The following is a 16,508-nucleotide window of genomic DNA, read 5'->3' as shown; positions in this document are numbered from 1 at the left end:
TACGGACATGGCGGAATTCACCTTCCACACCGTTGCGATGAGCCGCGGGATGATCGCGCGCTGGGCCCTGCACGAGGCCGGCGCGGACTACGACACGCAAATGTACACCTGGGACACCCGCCCGGAGAGCTTCAAGGCGATCAACCCGATGAACAAGATGCCCACGCTGGTGCATCATCACGGCGGGCACGACCATGTGGTGACCGAGGCAGCGGCCATCTGCCACTACCTCGCCGAAACGCACCCGGATGCGGGGCTGCTCCCCGACGCGCACGAGAAGGCGAGCTACTTCCGCTGGTTCTTCTTCGCCGCCGGACCGCTGGAGCAGGCGGTGGTGGCGAAATCGATGGGCTGGGATGTACCGGAAGAACGCAGCGGCATGGCCGGTTTCGGCTCGTTCGACCTGACCATCGACACGCTCGAAGGCTGGCTTGCCGAGCGCCAGTTCGTGTGCGGCGAGCGCTTCACCATGGCCGATGTCTATGTCGGCAGCCAGGTCGATTGGGGCCTGCAGTTCGGCACCATTCCCGAGCGCTCCGCCTTTGCCGCCTATCGCGAGCGCATCAATGCCCGCCCGGCGAAGCAGGAAGCCAATGCGATAGACATGGCGGCGATGGCGGAGACGTCCGATGACTAGGGAAAAGACGGCGCTCTGCCTGTGGTTCAAGGACGGGGCGGAGGATGCCGCCCGCTTCTATTGCGACCTGTTCCCGGACAGCGAAATCCACGCGGTCAACGCTGCCCCTTCGGACTGGCCGGGCGGCAAGAAGGGCGATGTCCTGACGATCGACCTGACGCTGCTCGGCAGGCCGGTCATGGCGATGAACGGCAACCATGACGACAGCTTCACCAACGCGATCTCGTTGCAGGTCTTTACCGAAACGCAGGAAGAAACCGACCGCTACTGGGATGCGCTGCTGGGTGAGACCGGTTCGCCCATGGCATGCAGCTGGTTGACCGATCGCTTCGGCCTGCGCTGGCAGGTCGTCCCGCATGTCCTGATGGACGGGCTCGGGCATGACGACCCGGCGGTGCGCGAGCGGGTCAACATGGCGATGATGCAGATGGTCAAGATCGACCACGCCGCCATCGAGGCAGCAATCGCGGGTTAGGCGATGGCGTGGCTCTTGCGCAGGAGCTGGTAAGCTTCGACGACGCGGTTTAGCCGTGTCTCGAACTTGCGATCCCCGCCATTGCGGTCGGGATGGTATCGCCGGACCAGCTCGGAATAACGGCGCCGCAAGCGCCTGCGATCGGTGTCGAGGCCAAGGCCCATCGTCTCCAGAGCCTCCGCCTCCTCGCGGCTGAAGCGGCCGTCCATCGCCATTTTCGCCTGCCGCTCGGCCTTGCTCCTGATCCCGCTTGCACGAGCGGAAATGGCATCTAGCGGATCGTCGAAATCGGCCCAACGCGGCATGCCGTCGACCCCGGCGGTGGGCCTAAAGCTCGGGCTCTCGGTCCGCCAGCCTGCGCCCGGGGCCTGCGCGTCGAGGATTTCCTCGGCGCTCATCCCCTCGAACCAGTCGTAGCCGGCGTTGAATTCCCTCACATGGTCGAGGCAGAACCAGCGATACTTGCCCGGCCCGTCGAAACCGTGCCCGCGATTGCCGGGCGCACGGAATTCGCCCGGCTCCTGGCAGCCCGACGCTTCGCAAATCCGGTCGCTGTCTTCGAACCGGCCATGGAACCTCGATTGCTTCACGCACATTAGGATGGGCATGGACAAGGCGAATGGGAACCCCCAAACCGACGACATGACCGGAACCGTAGCCAGCGAGATCGAACAGCTCCTTCGCGAAGCCTTCAGCCCCACGCGGCTCGAGGTCATCAACGACAGCGCGAAGCATCATGGACATTCGGGCGACGACGGCAGCGGGGAATCACATTTCACCGTCGTGATCGAAGCAACCGCCTTTGCCGACAAGTCGCGGCTTGAGCGCCAGCGCATGGTCAACCGCGCGCTGGGCGACATTCCCGGCCAGCGCGTCCACGCGCTTGCCATCCAGGCGTCCGCCCCGACCGCATGATCGAGCAGACAATCACGCCCACCACCCACGACCTCGGCGCGTTCGAGGTTCGCCGGGCCTTGCCGAGCAAGGGGCGCACGATGGTCGGCCCGTTCATCTTCGTCGACGAGTTCGGCCCCGGCTCGATGGATATTGGGCAAGGCATGGACGTGCGCCCGCACCCGCATATCAACCTCGCGACGGTGACCTGGCTGTTCCAGGGTGCGATCGACCACCGCGACAGCTTGGGTAGCTTTTCGACCATTCGGCCAGGGCAAGTGAACCTGATGACGGCGGGCTGCGGTATCGTCCATTCCGAACGCAGCCCGCAGGAAGAGCGCGATGCAGGGCCCAAGCTCTACGGCATGCAGACCTGGCTCGCCCTTCCCGATGGCCGCGAGGAAATCGATCCTGCGTTCGAAGAGAAGAGGGACCTGCCGGTCGTCGAGGACCAATGCGCCAAGGCGATCGTCATCATGGGCAAGCTGTGGGGCAAGCGCGCGCCGACGACGACCTATGCAGACACGATCTATGCCGAGATCGTTCTCGCGCCGACCGGGTCGCTGCCGATAGAAATCAGCGCCGACGAGCGCGCCTTGATGCTTGTCGGTGGCGAAGCCGAGGTCGATGGCCAGCCGCTCGGCCTGTACGAGCTGACGATCCTAGAGCCGGGGCGGAACATGACCCTCAAATCGGAAAAAGGCGGACGGGTCATGCTGCTCGGCGGTGAGGCATTTGCGACCAAGCGTCATGTCTGGTGGAATTTCGTCAGCTCCGACCGCGACCGGATCAGGCAGGCGCGCGAGGACTGGCAGCAGGGCCGTTTCCCCACGGTGCCGGGCGACGAGGAGGAATACATCCCCTTGCCCGACAAGCCGAAGACGGTCAGCTATCCATAAAAATCCAATCGGGAGGGAATCATGAGTTTCGAAGGCCAGTGCTGGTGGATCACCGGTGCATCGAGCGGGATCGGCGCGGCCCTTGCGCGCGAACTCGGCAAGCGCGGCGCGCGGGTCATCCTGTCGGGCCGCGATGAGGCGCGCCTGTCCGAAGTCGCGGGCGATATTGCGACCGAGACGCTCACCCTGCCCTTCGATGTGCGCGATGAGGACGCGATGCTCGCCGCGCGCGACAAGGCGGTCGAATGGTCGGGCGGTATCGATGGGTTCGTTGCCAATGCGGGCGTCTCGCAGCGCAGCCGCGCGACCAAGACGGCGATGCAGGTCTATCGCGACATCATCGATATCGACCTCACCGCGCAGATTGCCGCGAGCCAGGCATTGCTCGAGCACATGACCAACCGTGGCAGCGGCAAGCTGCTCTTCATTTCGTCGATCGCGGGCAAGGTCGGCGTGCCCATGCGCACTGCCTATTGCGCAGCGAAGTTCGGTCTTGCCGGCTATGCCGATGCGCTGCGCGCCGAGCTTTCGCGCGACGGCGTCGGCGTGCATGTGATCTACCCCGGCTCGGTCGCAACCGACGTTTCTCGCAATGCCCTCACCGGCAGCGGCGAGAAACGCGGGCGCAGCGACGATGTGATCGACAATGGCATTCCCGCCGACGAAGCGGCCAACACCATGCTCGATGCCGTCGCGGCGAACCAGCGCGAGATCATCGTCGCGCGCGGCATGGAAGAAGCCATGGGCGAGATGCGCCGCACCCCCGACCAGCTATTCGACCAGGTCGCGGGCATGGTCGCATCGGGTTACATGGAGAAAATGGAAGCCGAGGAAGGGTGATGGAGCAGACCCGCGTCACGCTTGCCAACGGGATCGAGCTCGATGTCGTCGACCAGGGGCCGAAGGATGCGCCAGCGCTGATCTTCCTGCACGGCTTCCCCGAAAGCCACTGGACCTGGCGCAACCAGATTGCGCAGTTCTCCGACCGGTACCGTTGTATCGCGCCCGACCAGCGTGGCTATCGTGGGTCATCGAAACCGCAGGCGGTCGAGGAATATACGCCCGACAAGCTGATCGGCGATGTGTTCCTGCTCGCAGATGCGCTTGGGATCGATAATTTCACCATCGTCGGCCACGACTGGGGCGGCGCGATCGCCTGGGGCGTTGCATATACCGGCATGATGAACGGGCGCGTGACCCGTGCGATCATCGCCAATGCACCCCATCCTACGCTGTTCCCCAAGCTGCTCTACACCAACCGCGCCCAGCGCGAGGCGAGCCAGTATTTCACGACCTTTCGCGACACGGCGAACGATCCGATCATTCGCGAGCACGGCTTGGCCCCGATCCTGCTGAAGGCATTCGACGGGAAGGTGATGACCGAGGTCGACGAGGCCGAGCAGGCGCGGATGCTGAAGGACTGGTCCGATCCCGATGCCGCCATCGGCATGCTGAACTACTACCGGGCGAGCCCGATGGAAGTCCTGCCCCTCGATGCCCCTTACGAGCTACCCGAGGATTACGAGCCCTACCCGCTGCCCAAGCTCGCAATGCCGACACTGGTGATCTGGGCGATGGACGACCAGGCGCTGCCGCCGGAGAACCTCGACGGCCTCGACGATGTGGTCGCCGACCTCACAATCGAGAGAGTATCGGGCTGCGGGCACTTCGTGACGTGGGAAGCGCCCGAAGCTTTCAATGCGGCGATGGAAGCGTTCCTGGCGAAGACCGCTTAAAGACCCCACTCGACCCATTCGCCGTGCGGATGGGCGGTGCCGAGCTTGGTCCATTCCTCCCCGCCCGGCCAGTAGCGGACCGAAAGCTCGTGCCGGTGCGTATCGCGATTGGCCTCCAGCGACACCCATGCGAGTGGCGCTTCGTCGGTCGCGGCGGCTCCGCTCGTTTCCATCAGCGTGTTGATCCGGTCGCGCTCATGCGCCGGGATGTATTGCCAGACGACCGAGTGCATCACGATGCGCGTAACGCCGTCCTCTTGGTCTTCGGCGAGCACGTCCGTCAGGAAGTCGCCGGCACCGCTGCGGGTGATATCGGGCGGCATGGTCTCGGCAGCCTCTATCGCCGCGTCCATCCGGGCGAAACGCGTCGTGAATTCCGGCCAGATATAGGCGCGCAGCCGTAAAGCTTGGTCGGGATCGGTCAAATCGACCGGAGCGACATCGCAGCCGCGCGCTCCAACAATCTCGAACGATCCATTGGGCGGCGGATTGCCGCGCCATTCGGGCGTCAGCTGCATCGACGCACCCTCCGGTCCCGCCGTCACGCCGCCGAGATCGAAGCGGTATCGCCGCATCATCAGGTTGATGCCCGCGCTCGATCCGATTTCGATCAGCTCGAACCTGTTCGGCAGCCCTTCGTCCGCGAGCCACAGCATGGCGGCGGCAAAGGCCCAAGAGCGCCCTGCCTCGTTGGTTTGCGGCGGGCCATCGAGCCACGGGAGCAGGAACGCCTCGTGCTTTTCAAGAGCTGCGGCGATGCGATCCTGCGTATCGGTCGGCTCGTGGCCCTCGTAGATCGGGCGAAGCTCCGGTTCCGCGCCGGAAAGGTGCAATGCGTGCAGACCGCCCGCCACGCGCAGCGGCAGGGCATCGGCAAGCGCGGGCCCGGCCCATTTGCGCACCCGCTCCATCACAATGCCACCACGGTCGGTGTCGAGCAGGCTGCGCAGTGCCTCGCAGACGCTGGCAGTGATCGGCGCGCCATTGTCGCGGCAATAGGCGACCTGGTTCTCCAGCGAGCGGGCGACCGCTTCGGGTCCCCTCGCCTGGGGGTCGGTCACGACATAGTTCGCCGAGGTGTCACGCTTGCCGTTCGCCATTGCCCTTTGCCTGCCTTCCACCTATCTGCCCGCTCGCAATGACCGGACAATTGACCTTCGCCATTCCCAAGGGCCGCATTCTGGAAGAAGCTCTTCCCGTCATGGCGCGTGCAGGCGTCGTGCCGGAAGACGCGTTCCACGACAAGGGCAACCGCAGCCTGACCTTCGCCACCACGCGCGACGACATGCGACTGATCCGCGTGCGCGCCTTCGACGTTGCGACTTTCGTGGCGCATGGCGCGGCGCAGGTCGGTATCGTGGGTTCGGACGTGATCGAGGAATTCGACTACGCCGATCTCTATGCCCCGGTCGATCTCGATATCGGGCACTGCCACCTCTCGGTCGCCGAACCGAAGGATGGCGCAGCCAGCATCGACGGGGCGAGCCACGTGCGCGTCGCGACCAAATATCCCAACCTCACCCGCCGCCACTTCGAGGCGCGCGGCATCCAGGCCGAATGCGTCAAGCTCAACGGGGCGATGGAAATCGCGCCGAGCCTCGGCATGTGCGGGCGGATCGTCGACCTTGTTTCGACCGGGCGGACGCTCAAGGACAACGGGCTGGTCGAAACCTCCAAGATCATGGACATTTCCGCGCGGCTGATAGTCAACCGCGCCGCGCTCAAGACCGATGCGCGTGTCGCCGCGCTGGTCGAGGCTTTCCGCAGCGATGCGGCGGAGCGGGCCGCCTGATGCAGCTTCTCCGCACCACCGACGCCGATTTCCAGCGCAAGTTCGACGCAATCGTGTCCGACCGGCGCGAGAGCGCGAACGACGTGGCCGCAGACGTCGCCTCGATCATCGCGCAGGTCCGCAACCAGGGCGACAAGGCGCTGGTCCAGATGACCGACCGCTTCGACCGGCACAGCATGTCGAGCAAAAGCGACTGGGCTTACGGACCGGCCGATTTCGAAGAGGCGTTCAAGGCGCTCGAGGACGATCTGCGCGACGCGCTCCTCCTCGCGGCACAGCGCATCGAAGCCTATCACAAGGCGCAGCTTCCCGAAGACCGCGATTACACCGACGATACCGGCGTGCGCCTCGGCGCGAAGTGGCGGTCGGTCGATGCGGCAGGCCTGTACGTTCCGGGGGGCCGGGCGGCCTATCCCTCATCCCTGCTGATGAACGCCATTCCCGCCAGGGTCGCAGGCGTCGAGCGCGTGATCGCCGTCTCGCCCACGCCGGGCGGCAAGGTGAACCCGCTGGTCCTCGCCGCAGCGCATGTCGCAGGCATCGAGACCATGTGGCGCATCGGCGGCGCGCAGGCGATTGCCGCGCTCGCATACGGCACCGACACCATCGAGCCAGTCGATGTCATCACCGGCCCGGGCAATGCTTGGGTCGCGGAAGCCAAGCGCCAGCTCTACGGCGTGGTCGGGATCGACATGGTCGCAGGTCCGAGCGAAATCCTCGTTATCGCCGATGGCAAGAACGATGCCGACTGGATCGCGGCCGACCTGCTGAGCCAGGCCGAACACGACCCGACTTCGCAGTCGATCCTCATCACCGACGATGCGGAATTCGCGCTCAAGGTGGAAGACCGCGTCGACGTGCAGTCGGCCATGCTTTCGACCAAGGACACTGCGCAGAAAAGCTGGGGCGACCACGGCGTCATCATCGTCGTCGAGGAACTGTCGCAGGCCGTTCCGCTCGCCAACCGGCTTGCCGCCGAGCATGTCGAGCTGGCGGTGGACGATCCGGACGCGCTTTTTGCCGAGCTGCGCCATGCCGGCAGCGTCTTCCTCGGCCGCATGACGCCGGAGGCGATCGGTGACTATCTTGCAGGGCCGAACCACGTCCTTCCCACGGGCCGCCGGGCGCGCTTTTCCAGCGGGCTGTCGGTCCTCGACTTCATGAAGCGCACCAGCTTCCTCTCGGCCAGTGCCGACGCTCTCGGCGCAATCGGCCCGGCCGGCGTCGCGCTCGCCAATGCAGAGGGCCTGCCCGCCCACGCCAAATCCATCGAATTGAGATTGCAAAAATGACCTCCCGTTCGCAGGCCCGCGCGGCCGCCCGCCTCGCAGCCGTACAGGCGCTCTACCAGCAGCAGATGGAAGGCACCGCCCTTGCCCGCCTGCTCGACGAGTTCCACCAGCACCGGCTCGGCAAGGAAATCGAGAATGAGCAATATGCCGACGCCGACGTCGATTTCTTCGACGATGTGGTGAGCGGCGTCCATGCACGGCGCGACGAGATCGACGCGGCTATCGTCGGCAAGCTGGCCAGCGGATGGACACTCGCCCGCCTCGACAAGACCATGCTGCAAATCCTGCGTGCAGGCGCATACGAGCTCATGGCGCGGCAGGACATCTCGATCGGTACGGCGATCAACGAGTATGTCGACGTCGCCAAGGCGTTCTTCGACGACCGCGAGGCGAAATTCGTCAACGGCATTCTCGACGCGATCGCGAAAGAGGCCCGGTGAGCGGCGAGCTCGATTTTATCGAGCAATTGCGGGTACTTGCCACGCACCCCGGGGCTCGAAACCTCGACGATGATGCCGCCGTCCTGACAATCGGATCGGAAACGCTCGTCCTGACCCATGACGCGATGGTCGAGGGAACCCACTGGCTGCCCGGCACCGACCCCTACGACATTGCCTGGAAGCTGGTTGCGACCAACCTCTCCGACCTCGCTGCCAAGGGCGCTGTTCCGATGGGCGTGCTGCTGTCGCACACGCTTGGTGAAGGCGACGCTCGCTTCATCGAAGGACTTTCGGCGATCCTCGGGGAATACGACGTCCCCCTGCTCGGCGGCGACACCGTTGGAGGGGAAGGTCCGCGCACGCTCGGCCTGACCGCGATCGGCCGGGCGTCACACACCCCGGTCCCGTCGCGTTCGGGCGCGCAGGTGGGCGATGCTGTCTATCTCTGCGGCCTGATCGGCGAGGCGATGGCCGGGTTCGCGCAATTGCGTCGGCTCGAAAGGGAAAAGGAGACAGGTCCCCAGCCTGGGTTCGCGGGCGATATCCCTAAGCCTTTCGTGCCCGATCCCCTTTTCGTGGAGGCGTTCCTTCGCCCCCGTCCTTTGTTGACCGAGGGCGAGATCCTTGCACCGCATGTGACCGCGATGATGGACGTGTCGGACGGCCTGTTCCTCGACGCCAGCCGGATCGCCGAGGCAAGCGGAGTGACACTGAGTATCGAACTCGACGCCGTACCGCATTCGGACCGATTCATTCAGCGCGCCTCGCAGGGCAATCTGGTCGATGTCGGGAGCAAAGGCAGGCCTATGCGGGAAGCCGCCTGCACTTGGGGCGACGATTACGCGCTCCTCTTTACTGCGCCCGAAGAACTCGCACTGCCCGTTTCGGCGCACCGCATCGGCTCGGTTGAAGCGCAGGGCAGCGCTCCGCTGGTCGTTTCCGGGACCGCCTTCGACAGCCCCGAGGGGCTTGGATACACCCACTGAGACGCAGTGAGGCGCTGAAGGCCGTGCATTTCGCCCGATAGGGACTTGCGCGAAGGCACTACGCCCTTAATACCGGCAACCCTCTGGGTCGGACCCGCAAAAGCGGGCCGAAACACCCGCATAATTGTGAGGGGATTTTCGTGACACTCGTACTGATAGCAATCGCGCTGGGATTGCTAGCCGTGGTCTACGGCTTCATCACCAGCCGCCAGGTGCTCAACTCGGCACCCGGCAATGAGAAGATGCAAGAGATTGCCGGCGCCATCCAGGAAGGCGCCAAGGCTTACCTCAACCGTCAATACACCACCATCGCCATGGTCGGCGTGGTCGTCGCCATTCTCGTCGGGGTCTTCCTCGGCTGGATTTCGGCTGTCGGCTTCGTGATCGGCGCTGTCCTGTCCGGGGTCGCCGGCTACATCGGGATGAACATCTCGGTGAAGTCGAACGTTCGGACGGCCGCCGCGGCACAGAGCGGACTGCAGCAGGGCCTGACCCTCGCTTTCCGCGCAGGTGCTATCACCGGCATGCTGGTGGCAGGCCTCGCGCTGCTCGCCATCGCGGTGTTCTTCTACGTACTGATCGGCCCGATGGCCCTTGCGCCGAATGACCGCGTCGTGATCGACGCGCTCGTCGCGCTCGCCTTCGGTGCATCGCTGATCTCGATCTTCGCGCGTCTCGGCGGCGGTATCTTCACCAAGGCTGCAGACGTCGGCGCCGACCTCGTCGGCAAGGTCGAAGCAGGCATTCCGGAAGACGATCCCCGCAACCCGGCCGTGATCGCGGACAACGTGGGCGACAACGTCGGCGACTGCGCCGGCATGGCTGCCGACCTGTTCGAGACCTATGTCGTCACCGTCGGTGCGACCATGGTCCTCACCGCCCTGCTGCTGACCTCGGTCGGCGACCTGCTGCTGCCGCTCATGGCGCTCCCGCTGCTGATCGGCGGCGCGTGCATCGTGACCAGCATCATCGGCACCTACTTCGTTCGTCTCGGCAACGGCACGAACGTGATGGGTGCGATGTACAAGGGCTTCCTCGTCTCCGCCATCCTGGCCATTCCGCTGATCTGGTACGTCACCTGGCGTGCGCTCGGCTCGGTCGATGTGGGCATGGACACGATCCTCAACCCGGGCACGGGCATGGTCGAGTTTACCGGCATGGACCTGTTCTGGTGCGCCATGCTCGGCCTCGGCATCACCGGCCTGATCATCTGGATCACCGAGTACTACACCGGCACGGGCTTCCGTCCGGTCCGCTCGATCGCCAAGGCTTCGGAAACGGGCCATGGTACCAACGTGATCCAGGGTCTCGCGATCTCGCTGGAATCGACTGCGCTTCCGACGCTCGTGATCGTCGGCGGCATCGTCGTCGCCTACCAGCTCGCAGGCCTCATGGGCATTGCCTACGGTGCAACCGCGATGCTGGCGCTGGCCGGCATGGTCGTCGCGCTCGACGCCTACGGTCCGGTGACGGATAATGCAGGCGGCATTGCCGAAATGGCCGGTCTCGACGACTCCGTTCGCGAGAAAACCGACCTGCTCGACGCTGTCGGCAACACCACCAAGGCCGTGACCAAGGGTTACGCGATCGGTTCGGCGGGCCTCGGCGCGCTGGTCCTCTTCGCTGCCTACACGACCGACCTCAGGGTGTTCTTCCCGAACTTCCTCGACGGCGATCCCAGCAATGGCGAAGTCTCGTTCAGCCTCGAGAACCCGTACGTCATCGTCGGCCTGTTCCTCGGCGCACTGCTCCCGTACCTGTTCGGTGCGATGGGCATGACCGCCGTGGGCCGTGCAGCCGGTGACGTGGTTGTCGACGTCCGCGAGCAGTTCAAGAACGACCCGGGCATCATGGAGGGCACCAGCCGTCCGAACTACGCCAAGACGGTCGATCTCGTGACCAAGGCCGCGATCAAGGAAATGATCATCCCGTCGCTGCTTCCGGTGCTTTCGCCGGTCGTGGTGTACTTCGCGATCACTGCCATCGCCGGTCAGGACAACGGCTTCGCCGCACTCGGCGCGATGCTGCTGGGCGTCATCGTCGGCGGCCTCTTCGTCGCGCTTTCCATGACCGCCGGCGGCGGCGCATGGGACAATGCGAAGAAGTACATCGAGGACGGCAACCACGGCGGCAAGGGCTCCGAAGCCCACAAGGCTGCCGTGACCGGCGACACCGTGGGTGACCCCTACAAGGACACCGCGGGTCCGGCCGTGAACCCGATGATCAAGATCACCAACATCGTTGCACTGCTTCTGCTTGCAGCGCTTGCTGGTCACTCGGTCGTTTAAATCGTCATACCCGACCGAAAGTGGGGTCCCGTCCGGAGCAATCCGGGCGGGGCCTTTCGTTTTGGGACACCTTCGCCAGCGTTAATTCTTCCTCAGCGCCTGTCGGATAAGGCGGCACCGTGGCGCTCATTGCCACGGCAGACGAAGGTTAACACATGGCCAGCCGCCCGCGGCCAGACCCGGAGACACGCATCGCCGCCGAAGCCCTGGCTTCCGGCGGGCTTGCCGTGTCCGCGCTGCCGTGGAGCGAAGCGGCGGGCAGCGAGGCATTCCGCGCCGAGTGGCAAAGCCTCTCCCACAGCGCGAGCGAGCCGAACCCGTTCCATGCCCCCTGGGCTCTCGAACCGGCCCTGAAGGCGTTCGACAACGGCGGCCGCTGCGACCTGCTTTGCGTGCGCGTCGACGGCGATCTCGTCGGCCTGCTGCCGATTGCCCGCATTGGCCTGTATTACCGTTACCCGTTGCCGCACCTGCGCAACTGGATGCACGACAACGCTTTTCTAGGTTCGCCGTTGGTGCGCGCGGGCTTCGAAGCACCGTTCTGGCAGGCCCTGCTTGACTGGGTCGACGACAGCGCGGGATCGGCGCTGTTCCTGCACCTCACCCATCTCGACGAGAACGGCCCGCTGGTCGCCGCCCTTCGCGACGTGCTTGAGGCACACAATCGCCCAGCTGCGATCGTCCACCGGGAGGAGCGCGCATTCCTGCAATCTTCGCTCTCCTCGACCGAATATTTCGAGCAGTCGCTGAGCACCAAGAAACGCAAGGAACTGCGTCGCCAGTTGCGCCGCCTGTCCGATGAAGGAACGGTCGACTTCATTCGCGAAGGTGGCGACGGCGATCTCGCTCGTTGGACCGGTGAATTCCTCGCTCTCGAAGCCGCGGGATGGAAGGGTCGCAACGGCTCCGCCCTCGCGAGCGACCACGCGACGGCGCAGGTGTTTCGCGAGACGCTGGCAGGAGCAGCGGCACACGGCCAGATCGAACGCCTTGCCCTGCGGCTCGACGGCAAGCCTATCGCCATGCTTGCGAACCTCCTCGGCCCGCCCGGCGCATTCTCCTACAAGACCGCTTTCGACGAGGATTACGCGCGCTTCTCGCCCGGCGTTCTCCTCCAGCAATTCAATCTCGAGGTGCTCGATCGCGACGATATCGCCTGGAGCGACAGCTGCGCATCGAGCGACCATCCGATGATCGACCGCATCTGGCGCGAGAAGCGCAGCATGGTGCGTATCTCCATCGCAATCGGGGGCAGCGCTCGCCAGGCGATCTGCCGCCGGATCCTTAAGCGCGAAACCGGAACCGAACTGGAAGGGATTTGACCATGGGTGCGCCCAATCAATTCGACGTAGCTCAAAAGCGCAGCCTGCCCGTTTTCGGCGAGGACGCGCGCGCGAGGTTCGCGCTGAACTATCCCGAGACGCCGCACGTCCTCACCCACCACCTCGACCTGCATGCGATGTTGCAGCTCGATGCGCTGGCCGAACTGGCGGGGCAGCTTCCGGAAAGCTCGATCGAGTTCAACCGGGGCGACCTGCCGATCGGTATCGACGGCAAACCGGGAGCGACCGGCAGGACCATCGAGGAGACGATCCGCCACATCGCGACGAGCAACAGCTGGGCAGTGCTCAAGAACATCGAGCAGGTGCCGGCCTATGCCGACCTGCTCCATTCGCTTCTCGGGGAAATTCGGGGCGAGATCGAGGCCAAGACCGGCGCGCTGATGAAGCCGCAAGGGTTCGTCTTCATCTCGAGCCCGAATGCCGTCACACCCTATCACTTCGATCCGGAGCACAACATTCTACTTCAGCTCGCCGGGTCGAAGACGATGACGCAGTTCCCGGCGGGCGATGCGCGTTTCGCAGCCGATACGATGCACGAAAGCTACCATACGGGCGGCGCTCGCGAGCTTGTTTGGACCGACGATCTTGCCGCAGGTGGCAGGGAATTCGCCATCGGACCGGGCGAAGCGCTGTTCGTGCCGGTCATGGCGCCTCACTTCGTGCGCAACGGGCCGGAAAGCTCGATTTCGCTGTCGATTACCTGGCGAAGCGACTGGAGCTTTGCGGAGGCTGACGCGCGGGCGCTCAACCATCACCTGCGCCGCTTCGGCCTCGAACCGAAGGCGCCGGGGCGCTGGCCCGCATCCAACCGCGGCAAGTCCATTGCCTATCGCGCATTGCGGAAACTGCGCATCCTTCGTTGACCTCGACCGCGCAGCGCCGCAAAGCGCGTGCATGAGTGATGACTTCGATCCCGCCCGCGTCGTCGACGGGCTTATCCGCCTTCTCACCGTCGAACAGGTGGGCGACGACAGCTTCGTCGGCGCGCCGCAGAAGGACGGCATCGGTCGAGTTTTCGGCGGACAGGTAATCGCCCAGGCGCTGCAGGCGGCACAGGGGACCGTCGGCGAAGGCAAGCACGCCCACTCGCTCCACGCATACTTCCTGCGTGGCGGCGAGGAAGGCACGCCGATCGACTATGCGACCGCGCGCGATTTCGAAGGCCGCAGCTTCGCCAACCGCAGGGTCGTTGCGAGCCAGAACGGCAAGCCCATCCTCAACCTTACGGCGAGTTTCCAGGCGCCCGAGGAAGGTCTCGAGCATGACGATTACGCCATGCCCGACGTGCCCGGCCCGGAAGGCCTGAAGTCCGACATGGAAATCCGCCGCAAGGTCGTCGAAGCGCGCGGCGACCGGATGAGCGAGCAGCAAAAGAAGCTCATGACCCGCCCTCGCCCGATCGAGATGCGCACGACCGACAAGTTGCACTGGATGAACAGCGAACCCAAGCCGCCGATGGCGCACAGCTGGTTCCGCACGGTCGCCCCGCTACCGGACGATGCGGCGCTGCACCGCGCGATCATCGCCTATGCGAGCGACTACACGCTGCTCGGCACCAGCGCGCTGCCGCATGGCCTTAGCTGGATGCGCGGCGAGCTGGTCGGGGCAAGCCTCGACCATGCGATCTGGTTCCACCGCGAAGCGCGCGCCGACGAATGGCTGCTCTACGCGACCGAAAGCCCGTGGAGCGGGTCGGGTCGCGGTTACAACCGCGGCAGGATCTTCAACCAGAAGGGCGAGCTGATCGCCAGCGTCGCCCAGGAAGGCATGATGCGTCGCCGCAAGGGCAAGGACGAAGCCTAGCCGCCCCGGCTGCTCATGCGCGAACCGGTCGAACCGTTGCGGTCGTTGAGGTTCCACTTGCCCGCACGCTCACCGAAACCACCGCGAGCGGCGAGTTTCGAAGCGGGCTTTACCTTCGGCACGGTCTTCGCTTTCTCGAAAGCGCGCGAGCCTGCGTAATACTTGCCCGGCTGGCCGGCATAGCCGAGGCGCATGCCGTTCGGCGTCTTGAAGGCACCGTCGCGGCCACGGAACAGCGGCGTCGGGCGGCGGTCGCTCTTGTGATAGATGAAGGCCGCGAGGAACGGCGAGAAGTGGCGGCGACGCGTGGTCGGCTCTTCCTCGGAAACACAGCGACCTTCGCCATATTCCTGCTCGCAATCCTGGATCGCCTGGTAGCGCGGAGCTTCTTTCGAGGCGACGGCCAGCGCTTCCTTGCGCATCTCGGCGCATTCGGCGCGGGTATTGTCGGTTTTCTTCGCGCATTCGAAGACGTTCTCGAACACCTGGACCTCCTGCGCGTCGGCCGGCTTGCCCGCTTTCGCAGGTGCCTGCGCGGCATTCGCGGCCGGCATGGTCTCGCCTTCACCGCAAGCGGCCAGCAGCGCCGTACCCGACAGTGCGGCCATCGTCGTCAACGCAACGCGTCCCGACCGTTTCCGGCGCTGGTTCGTGGTGCTCGTCATCAAAAAATCCCCCGTGCAAACCCTTTCGATTGTTGGCTTAAACGAAAAACCCTACCAGAAAGTGAGCGACTTCAAGGGGATCGCAAGAATGCAGCGCGTCAGTATCGAGCCGAGGCCGAATTGGCAGGAAATCGCCAAGGAAAACGGTTTCCTGTTCCATCATGTCGATGGCGAGATTTACTGGGACGAAAGCGCCTATTGGCAGTTTTCGCTGCGGGAAGTCGAAGACGAGATCGAGGATCCCTCGACCGAGCTCTACGCGCTGTGCATGGCTCTTGTGGACGAGGCTTGCGGTTCGCAGGAGCTGATGGAGAAGCTCGCGATACCCGAGGACATGCGCGATATCGTTGCCGCTTCGTGGCACGACACCGACATGTCGCTCTACGGCCGGTTCGACTTCGCCTATGACGGCAGCGGCCCGGCCAAGATGCTCGAATTCAATGCCGACACGCCCACCAGCATCTACGAGACGGCGTTCTTCCAGTGGGGCTGGCTCGAGGATGTCGTCGCGTCCGGCCAGCTGCCCGAGAGCGCGGACCAGTTCAACCGGCTGCACGAAGCGCTGATCGAGCGGTTCGGGCAGATCCTGACCAAGGGCAGCCTGCTGCACCTGTCGGCAGTGGAGACCCATCTCGAAGACCGCTCGACAGTGCTCTATCTGGAGGATCTTGCCGGGCAGGCCGGGCTCGAAACGCGCTTCGTCGGTGTGGACGATATCGGGATCGACGATGCCGGCAATTTCGTCGACGCGGAAGGCTACCGGATCGGCGCGCTATTCAAGCTCTACCCGTGGGAAGACATGATGCGCGAGAGCTTCGGAAAGAAGGTCGCGCAGTCCAAGACCATGTTCATCGAACCGGCGTGGAAGGCGATCCTGTCGAACAAGGCGATGCTGCCGCTGCTATGGGAGCGCCACAGGGGTCATCGCAACCTCCTGCCCGCCTATTTCGCCGACAGTCCAGAGGCGCTCGAAATGGCGTCCGGGCCGCACGTCTTCAAACCCTTCTTCAGCCGCGAAGGCGCCGATATCGCGCTGTTCGACGGGCAGGAGCACCATCGCGGACCGGAAGAAGGCTATGGCGCGGAAGGCGGCATCATCCAGGGCTATGCGCCGATTGCGCGCCACGGCAACAATCACGCCGTCATCGGCAGCTGGATCGTCGGCGACGATGCGGTCGCCATGTCGATCCGCGAGGACGCGAGCCCGATTACCCGCGACCTCGCTCGCTTCCTGCCCCACGCAATCGTCGATTGAGCG

18 protein-coding genes are annotated in these 16,508 nt (G+C 64.7%); 15 read left to right on the top strand and 3 right to left on the bottom strand.

All coding sequences use genetic code 11. The annotated features are described in order from the left end of the window. Positions 1-7 precede the first annotated feature (7 nt). Both EO245_RS06670 and EO245_RS06665 read left to right on the top strand, forming a co-directional pair. Positions 8-637, top strand: coding sequence for a glutathione S-transferase family protein (locus tag EO245_RS06670; RefSeq protein WP_128892190.1), 630 nt, complete (start codon positions 8-10; stop codon positions 635-637). Next, a complete protein-coding gene (locus EO245_RS06665) occupies positions 630-1,112 on the top strand; it encodes a VOC family protein (protein ID WP_128892189.1) in 483 nt (160 codons plus the stop codon). The genes EO245_RS06670 and EO245_RS06665 overlap by 8 nt, the downstream gene beginning before the upstream one ends. Here EO245_RS06665 and EO245_RS06660 read toward each other — a convergent pair. Further along, positions 1,109-1,702 (bottom strand): DnaJ domain-containing protein, encoded by a 594-nt coding sequence (locus EO245_RS06660; RefSeq protein ID WP_128892188.1) that lies wholly within the window; start codon positions 1,700-1,702, stop codon positions 1,109-1,111. The two genes, EO245_RS06665 and EO245_RS06660, sit on opposite strands and share 4 nt — an antisense overlap. Positions 1,703-1,754: 52 nt before the next feature. Here EO245_RS06660 and EO245_RS06655 point away from each other — a divergent pair, with 52 nt between their 5' ends. Genes EO245_RS06655 through EO245_RS06640 form a run of 4 tightly spaced genes read left to right on the top strand, consistent with a single transcriptional unit; the run spans position 1,755 to position 4,641 of the window. Continuing rightward, the gene (locus EO245_RS06655) at positions 1,755-2,027 is read left to right on the top strand and encodes a BolA family transcriptional regulator (protein ID WP_128892187.1); all 273 of its coding nucleotides are present in this window, start codon (positions 1,755-1,757) and stop codon (positions 2,025-2,027) included. Beyond that, entirely contained in the window at positions 2,024-2,905 is an 882-nt protein-coding gene (locus tag EO245_RS06650) for a pirin family protein (RefSeq protein WP_128892186.1), read from the top strand. Before EO245_RS06655 ends, EO245_RS06650 begins: the two co-directional genes overlap by 4 nt. A 21-nt stretch (positions 2,906-2,926) precedes the next feature. Next, positions 2,927-3,745, top strand: coding sequence for an SDR family NAD(P)-dependent oxidoreductase (locus EO245_RS06645; RefSeq protein ID WP_128892185.1), 819 nt, complete (start codon positions 2,927-2,929; stop codon positions 3,743-3,745). After that, on the top strand, positions 3,745-4,641 hold the full coding sequence (locus EO245_RS06640; protein ID WP_128892184.1) for an alpha/beta fold hydrolase: 897 nt from the start codon (positions 3,745-3,747) through the stop codon (positions 4,639-4,641). Before EO245_RS06645 ends, EO245_RS06640 begins: the two co-directional genes overlap by 1 nt. Here EO245_RS06640 and EO245_RS06635 read toward each other — a convergent pair. Further along, complete coding sequence (locus EO245_RS06635) at positions 4,638-5,741, bottom strand: DUF2332 domain-containing protein (protein WP_128892183.1); 1,104 nt, start codon at positions 5,739-5,741, stop codon at positions 4,638-4,640. The genes EO245_RS06640 and EO245_RS06635 overlap by 4 nt on opposite strands. Before the next feature lie 38 nt (positions 5,742-5,779). Between EO245_RS06635 and hisG the strand changes: the two genes are divergently transcribed. From hisG to EO245_RS06595, 8 genes are all read left to right on the top strand, one after another. Further along, positions 5,780-6,433 (top strand): ATP phosphoribosyltransferase, encoded by a 654-nt coding sequence (gene hisG, locus EO245_RS06630; protein WP_128892182.1) that lies wholly within the window; start codon positions 5,780-5,782, stop codon positions 6,431-6,433. Then, positions 6,433-7,725, top strand: coding sequence for a histidinol dehydrogenase (hisD, locus tag EO245_RS06625; protein WP_128892181.1), 1,293 nt, complete (start codon positions 6,433-6,435; stop codon positions 7,723-7,725). Before hisG ends, hisD begins: the two co-directional genes overlap by 1 nt. Beyond that, on the top strand, positions 7,722-8,165 hold the full coding sequence (gene nusB, locus EO245_RS06620) for a transcription antitermination factor NusB (RefSeq protein ID WP_128892180.1): 444 nt from the start codon (positions 7,722-7,724) through the stop codon (positions 8,163-8,165). The genes hisD and nusB overlap by 4 nt, the downstream gene beginning before the upstream one ends. Beyond that, on the top strand, positions 8,162-9,151 hold the full coding sequence (gene thiL, locus EO245_RS06615) for a thiamine-phosphate kinase (protein WP_128892179.1): 990 nt from the start codon (positions 8,162-8,164) through the stop codon (positions 9,149-9,151). The genes nusB and thiL overlap by 4 nt, the downstream gene beginning before the upstream one ends. A 140-nt stretch (positions 9,152-9,291) precedes the next feature. Further along, positions 9,292-11,439: a sodium-translocating pyrophosphatase gene (locus EO245_RS06610; protein ID WP_128892178.1), complete on the top strand. Its 2,148-nt coding sequence runs from the start codon at positions 9,292-9,294 to the stop codon at positions 11,437-11,439. A 155-nt stretch (positions 11,440-11,594) separates the two neighbouring features. Then, positions 11,595-12,761: a GNAT family N-acetyltransferase gene (locus EO245_RS06605; protein ID WP_128892177.1), complete on the top strand. Its 1,167-nt coding sequence runs from the start codon at positions 11,595-11,597 to the stop codon at positions 12,759-12,761. 2 nt (positions 12,762-12,763) lie between these two features. Further along, the gene (locus tag EO245_RS06600; protein WP_164931272.1) at positions 12,764-13,645 is read left to right on the top strand and encodes a cupin-like domain-containing protein; all 882 of its coding nucleotides are present in this window, start codon (positions 12,764-12,766) and stop codon (positions 13,643-13,645) included. Between the two features lie 31 nt (positions 13,646-13,676). Further along, entirely contained in the window at positions 13,677-14,585 is a 909-nt protein-coding gene (locus EO245_RS06595; RefSeq protein ID WP_128892176.1) for an acyl-CoA thioesterase II, read from the top strand. Here the strand turns inward: EO245_RS06595 and EO245_RS06590 are convergent. After that, a complete protein-coding gene (locus EO245_RS06590) occupies positions 14,582-15,250 on the bottom strand; it encodes a DUF1190 domain-containing protein (protein ID WP_128892175.1) in 669 nt (222 codons plus the stop codon). The genes EO245_RS06595 and EO245_RS06590 overlap by 4 nt on opposite strands. Positions 15,251-15,338: 88 nt before the next feature. On the opposite strand from EO245_RS06590, the gene EO245_RS06585 reads away from it, so the two are divergent. Further along, entirely contained in the window at positions 15,339-16,505 is a 1,167-nt protein-coding gene (locus tag EO245_RS06585) for a glutathionylspermidine synthase family protein (RefSeq protein ID WP_128892174.1), read from the top strand. Positions 16,506-16,508: the final 3 nt, after the last annotated feature.

This window comes from Erythrobacter sp. HKB08 (assembly GCF_004114695.1).
In the GTDB taxonomy this organism is placed as follows: Bacteria; Pseudomonadota; Alphaproteobacteria; order Sphingomonadales; family Sphingomonadaceae; genus Parerythrobacter_A.
This window is presented reverse-complemented; position numbering and strand designations above follow the sequence as displayed.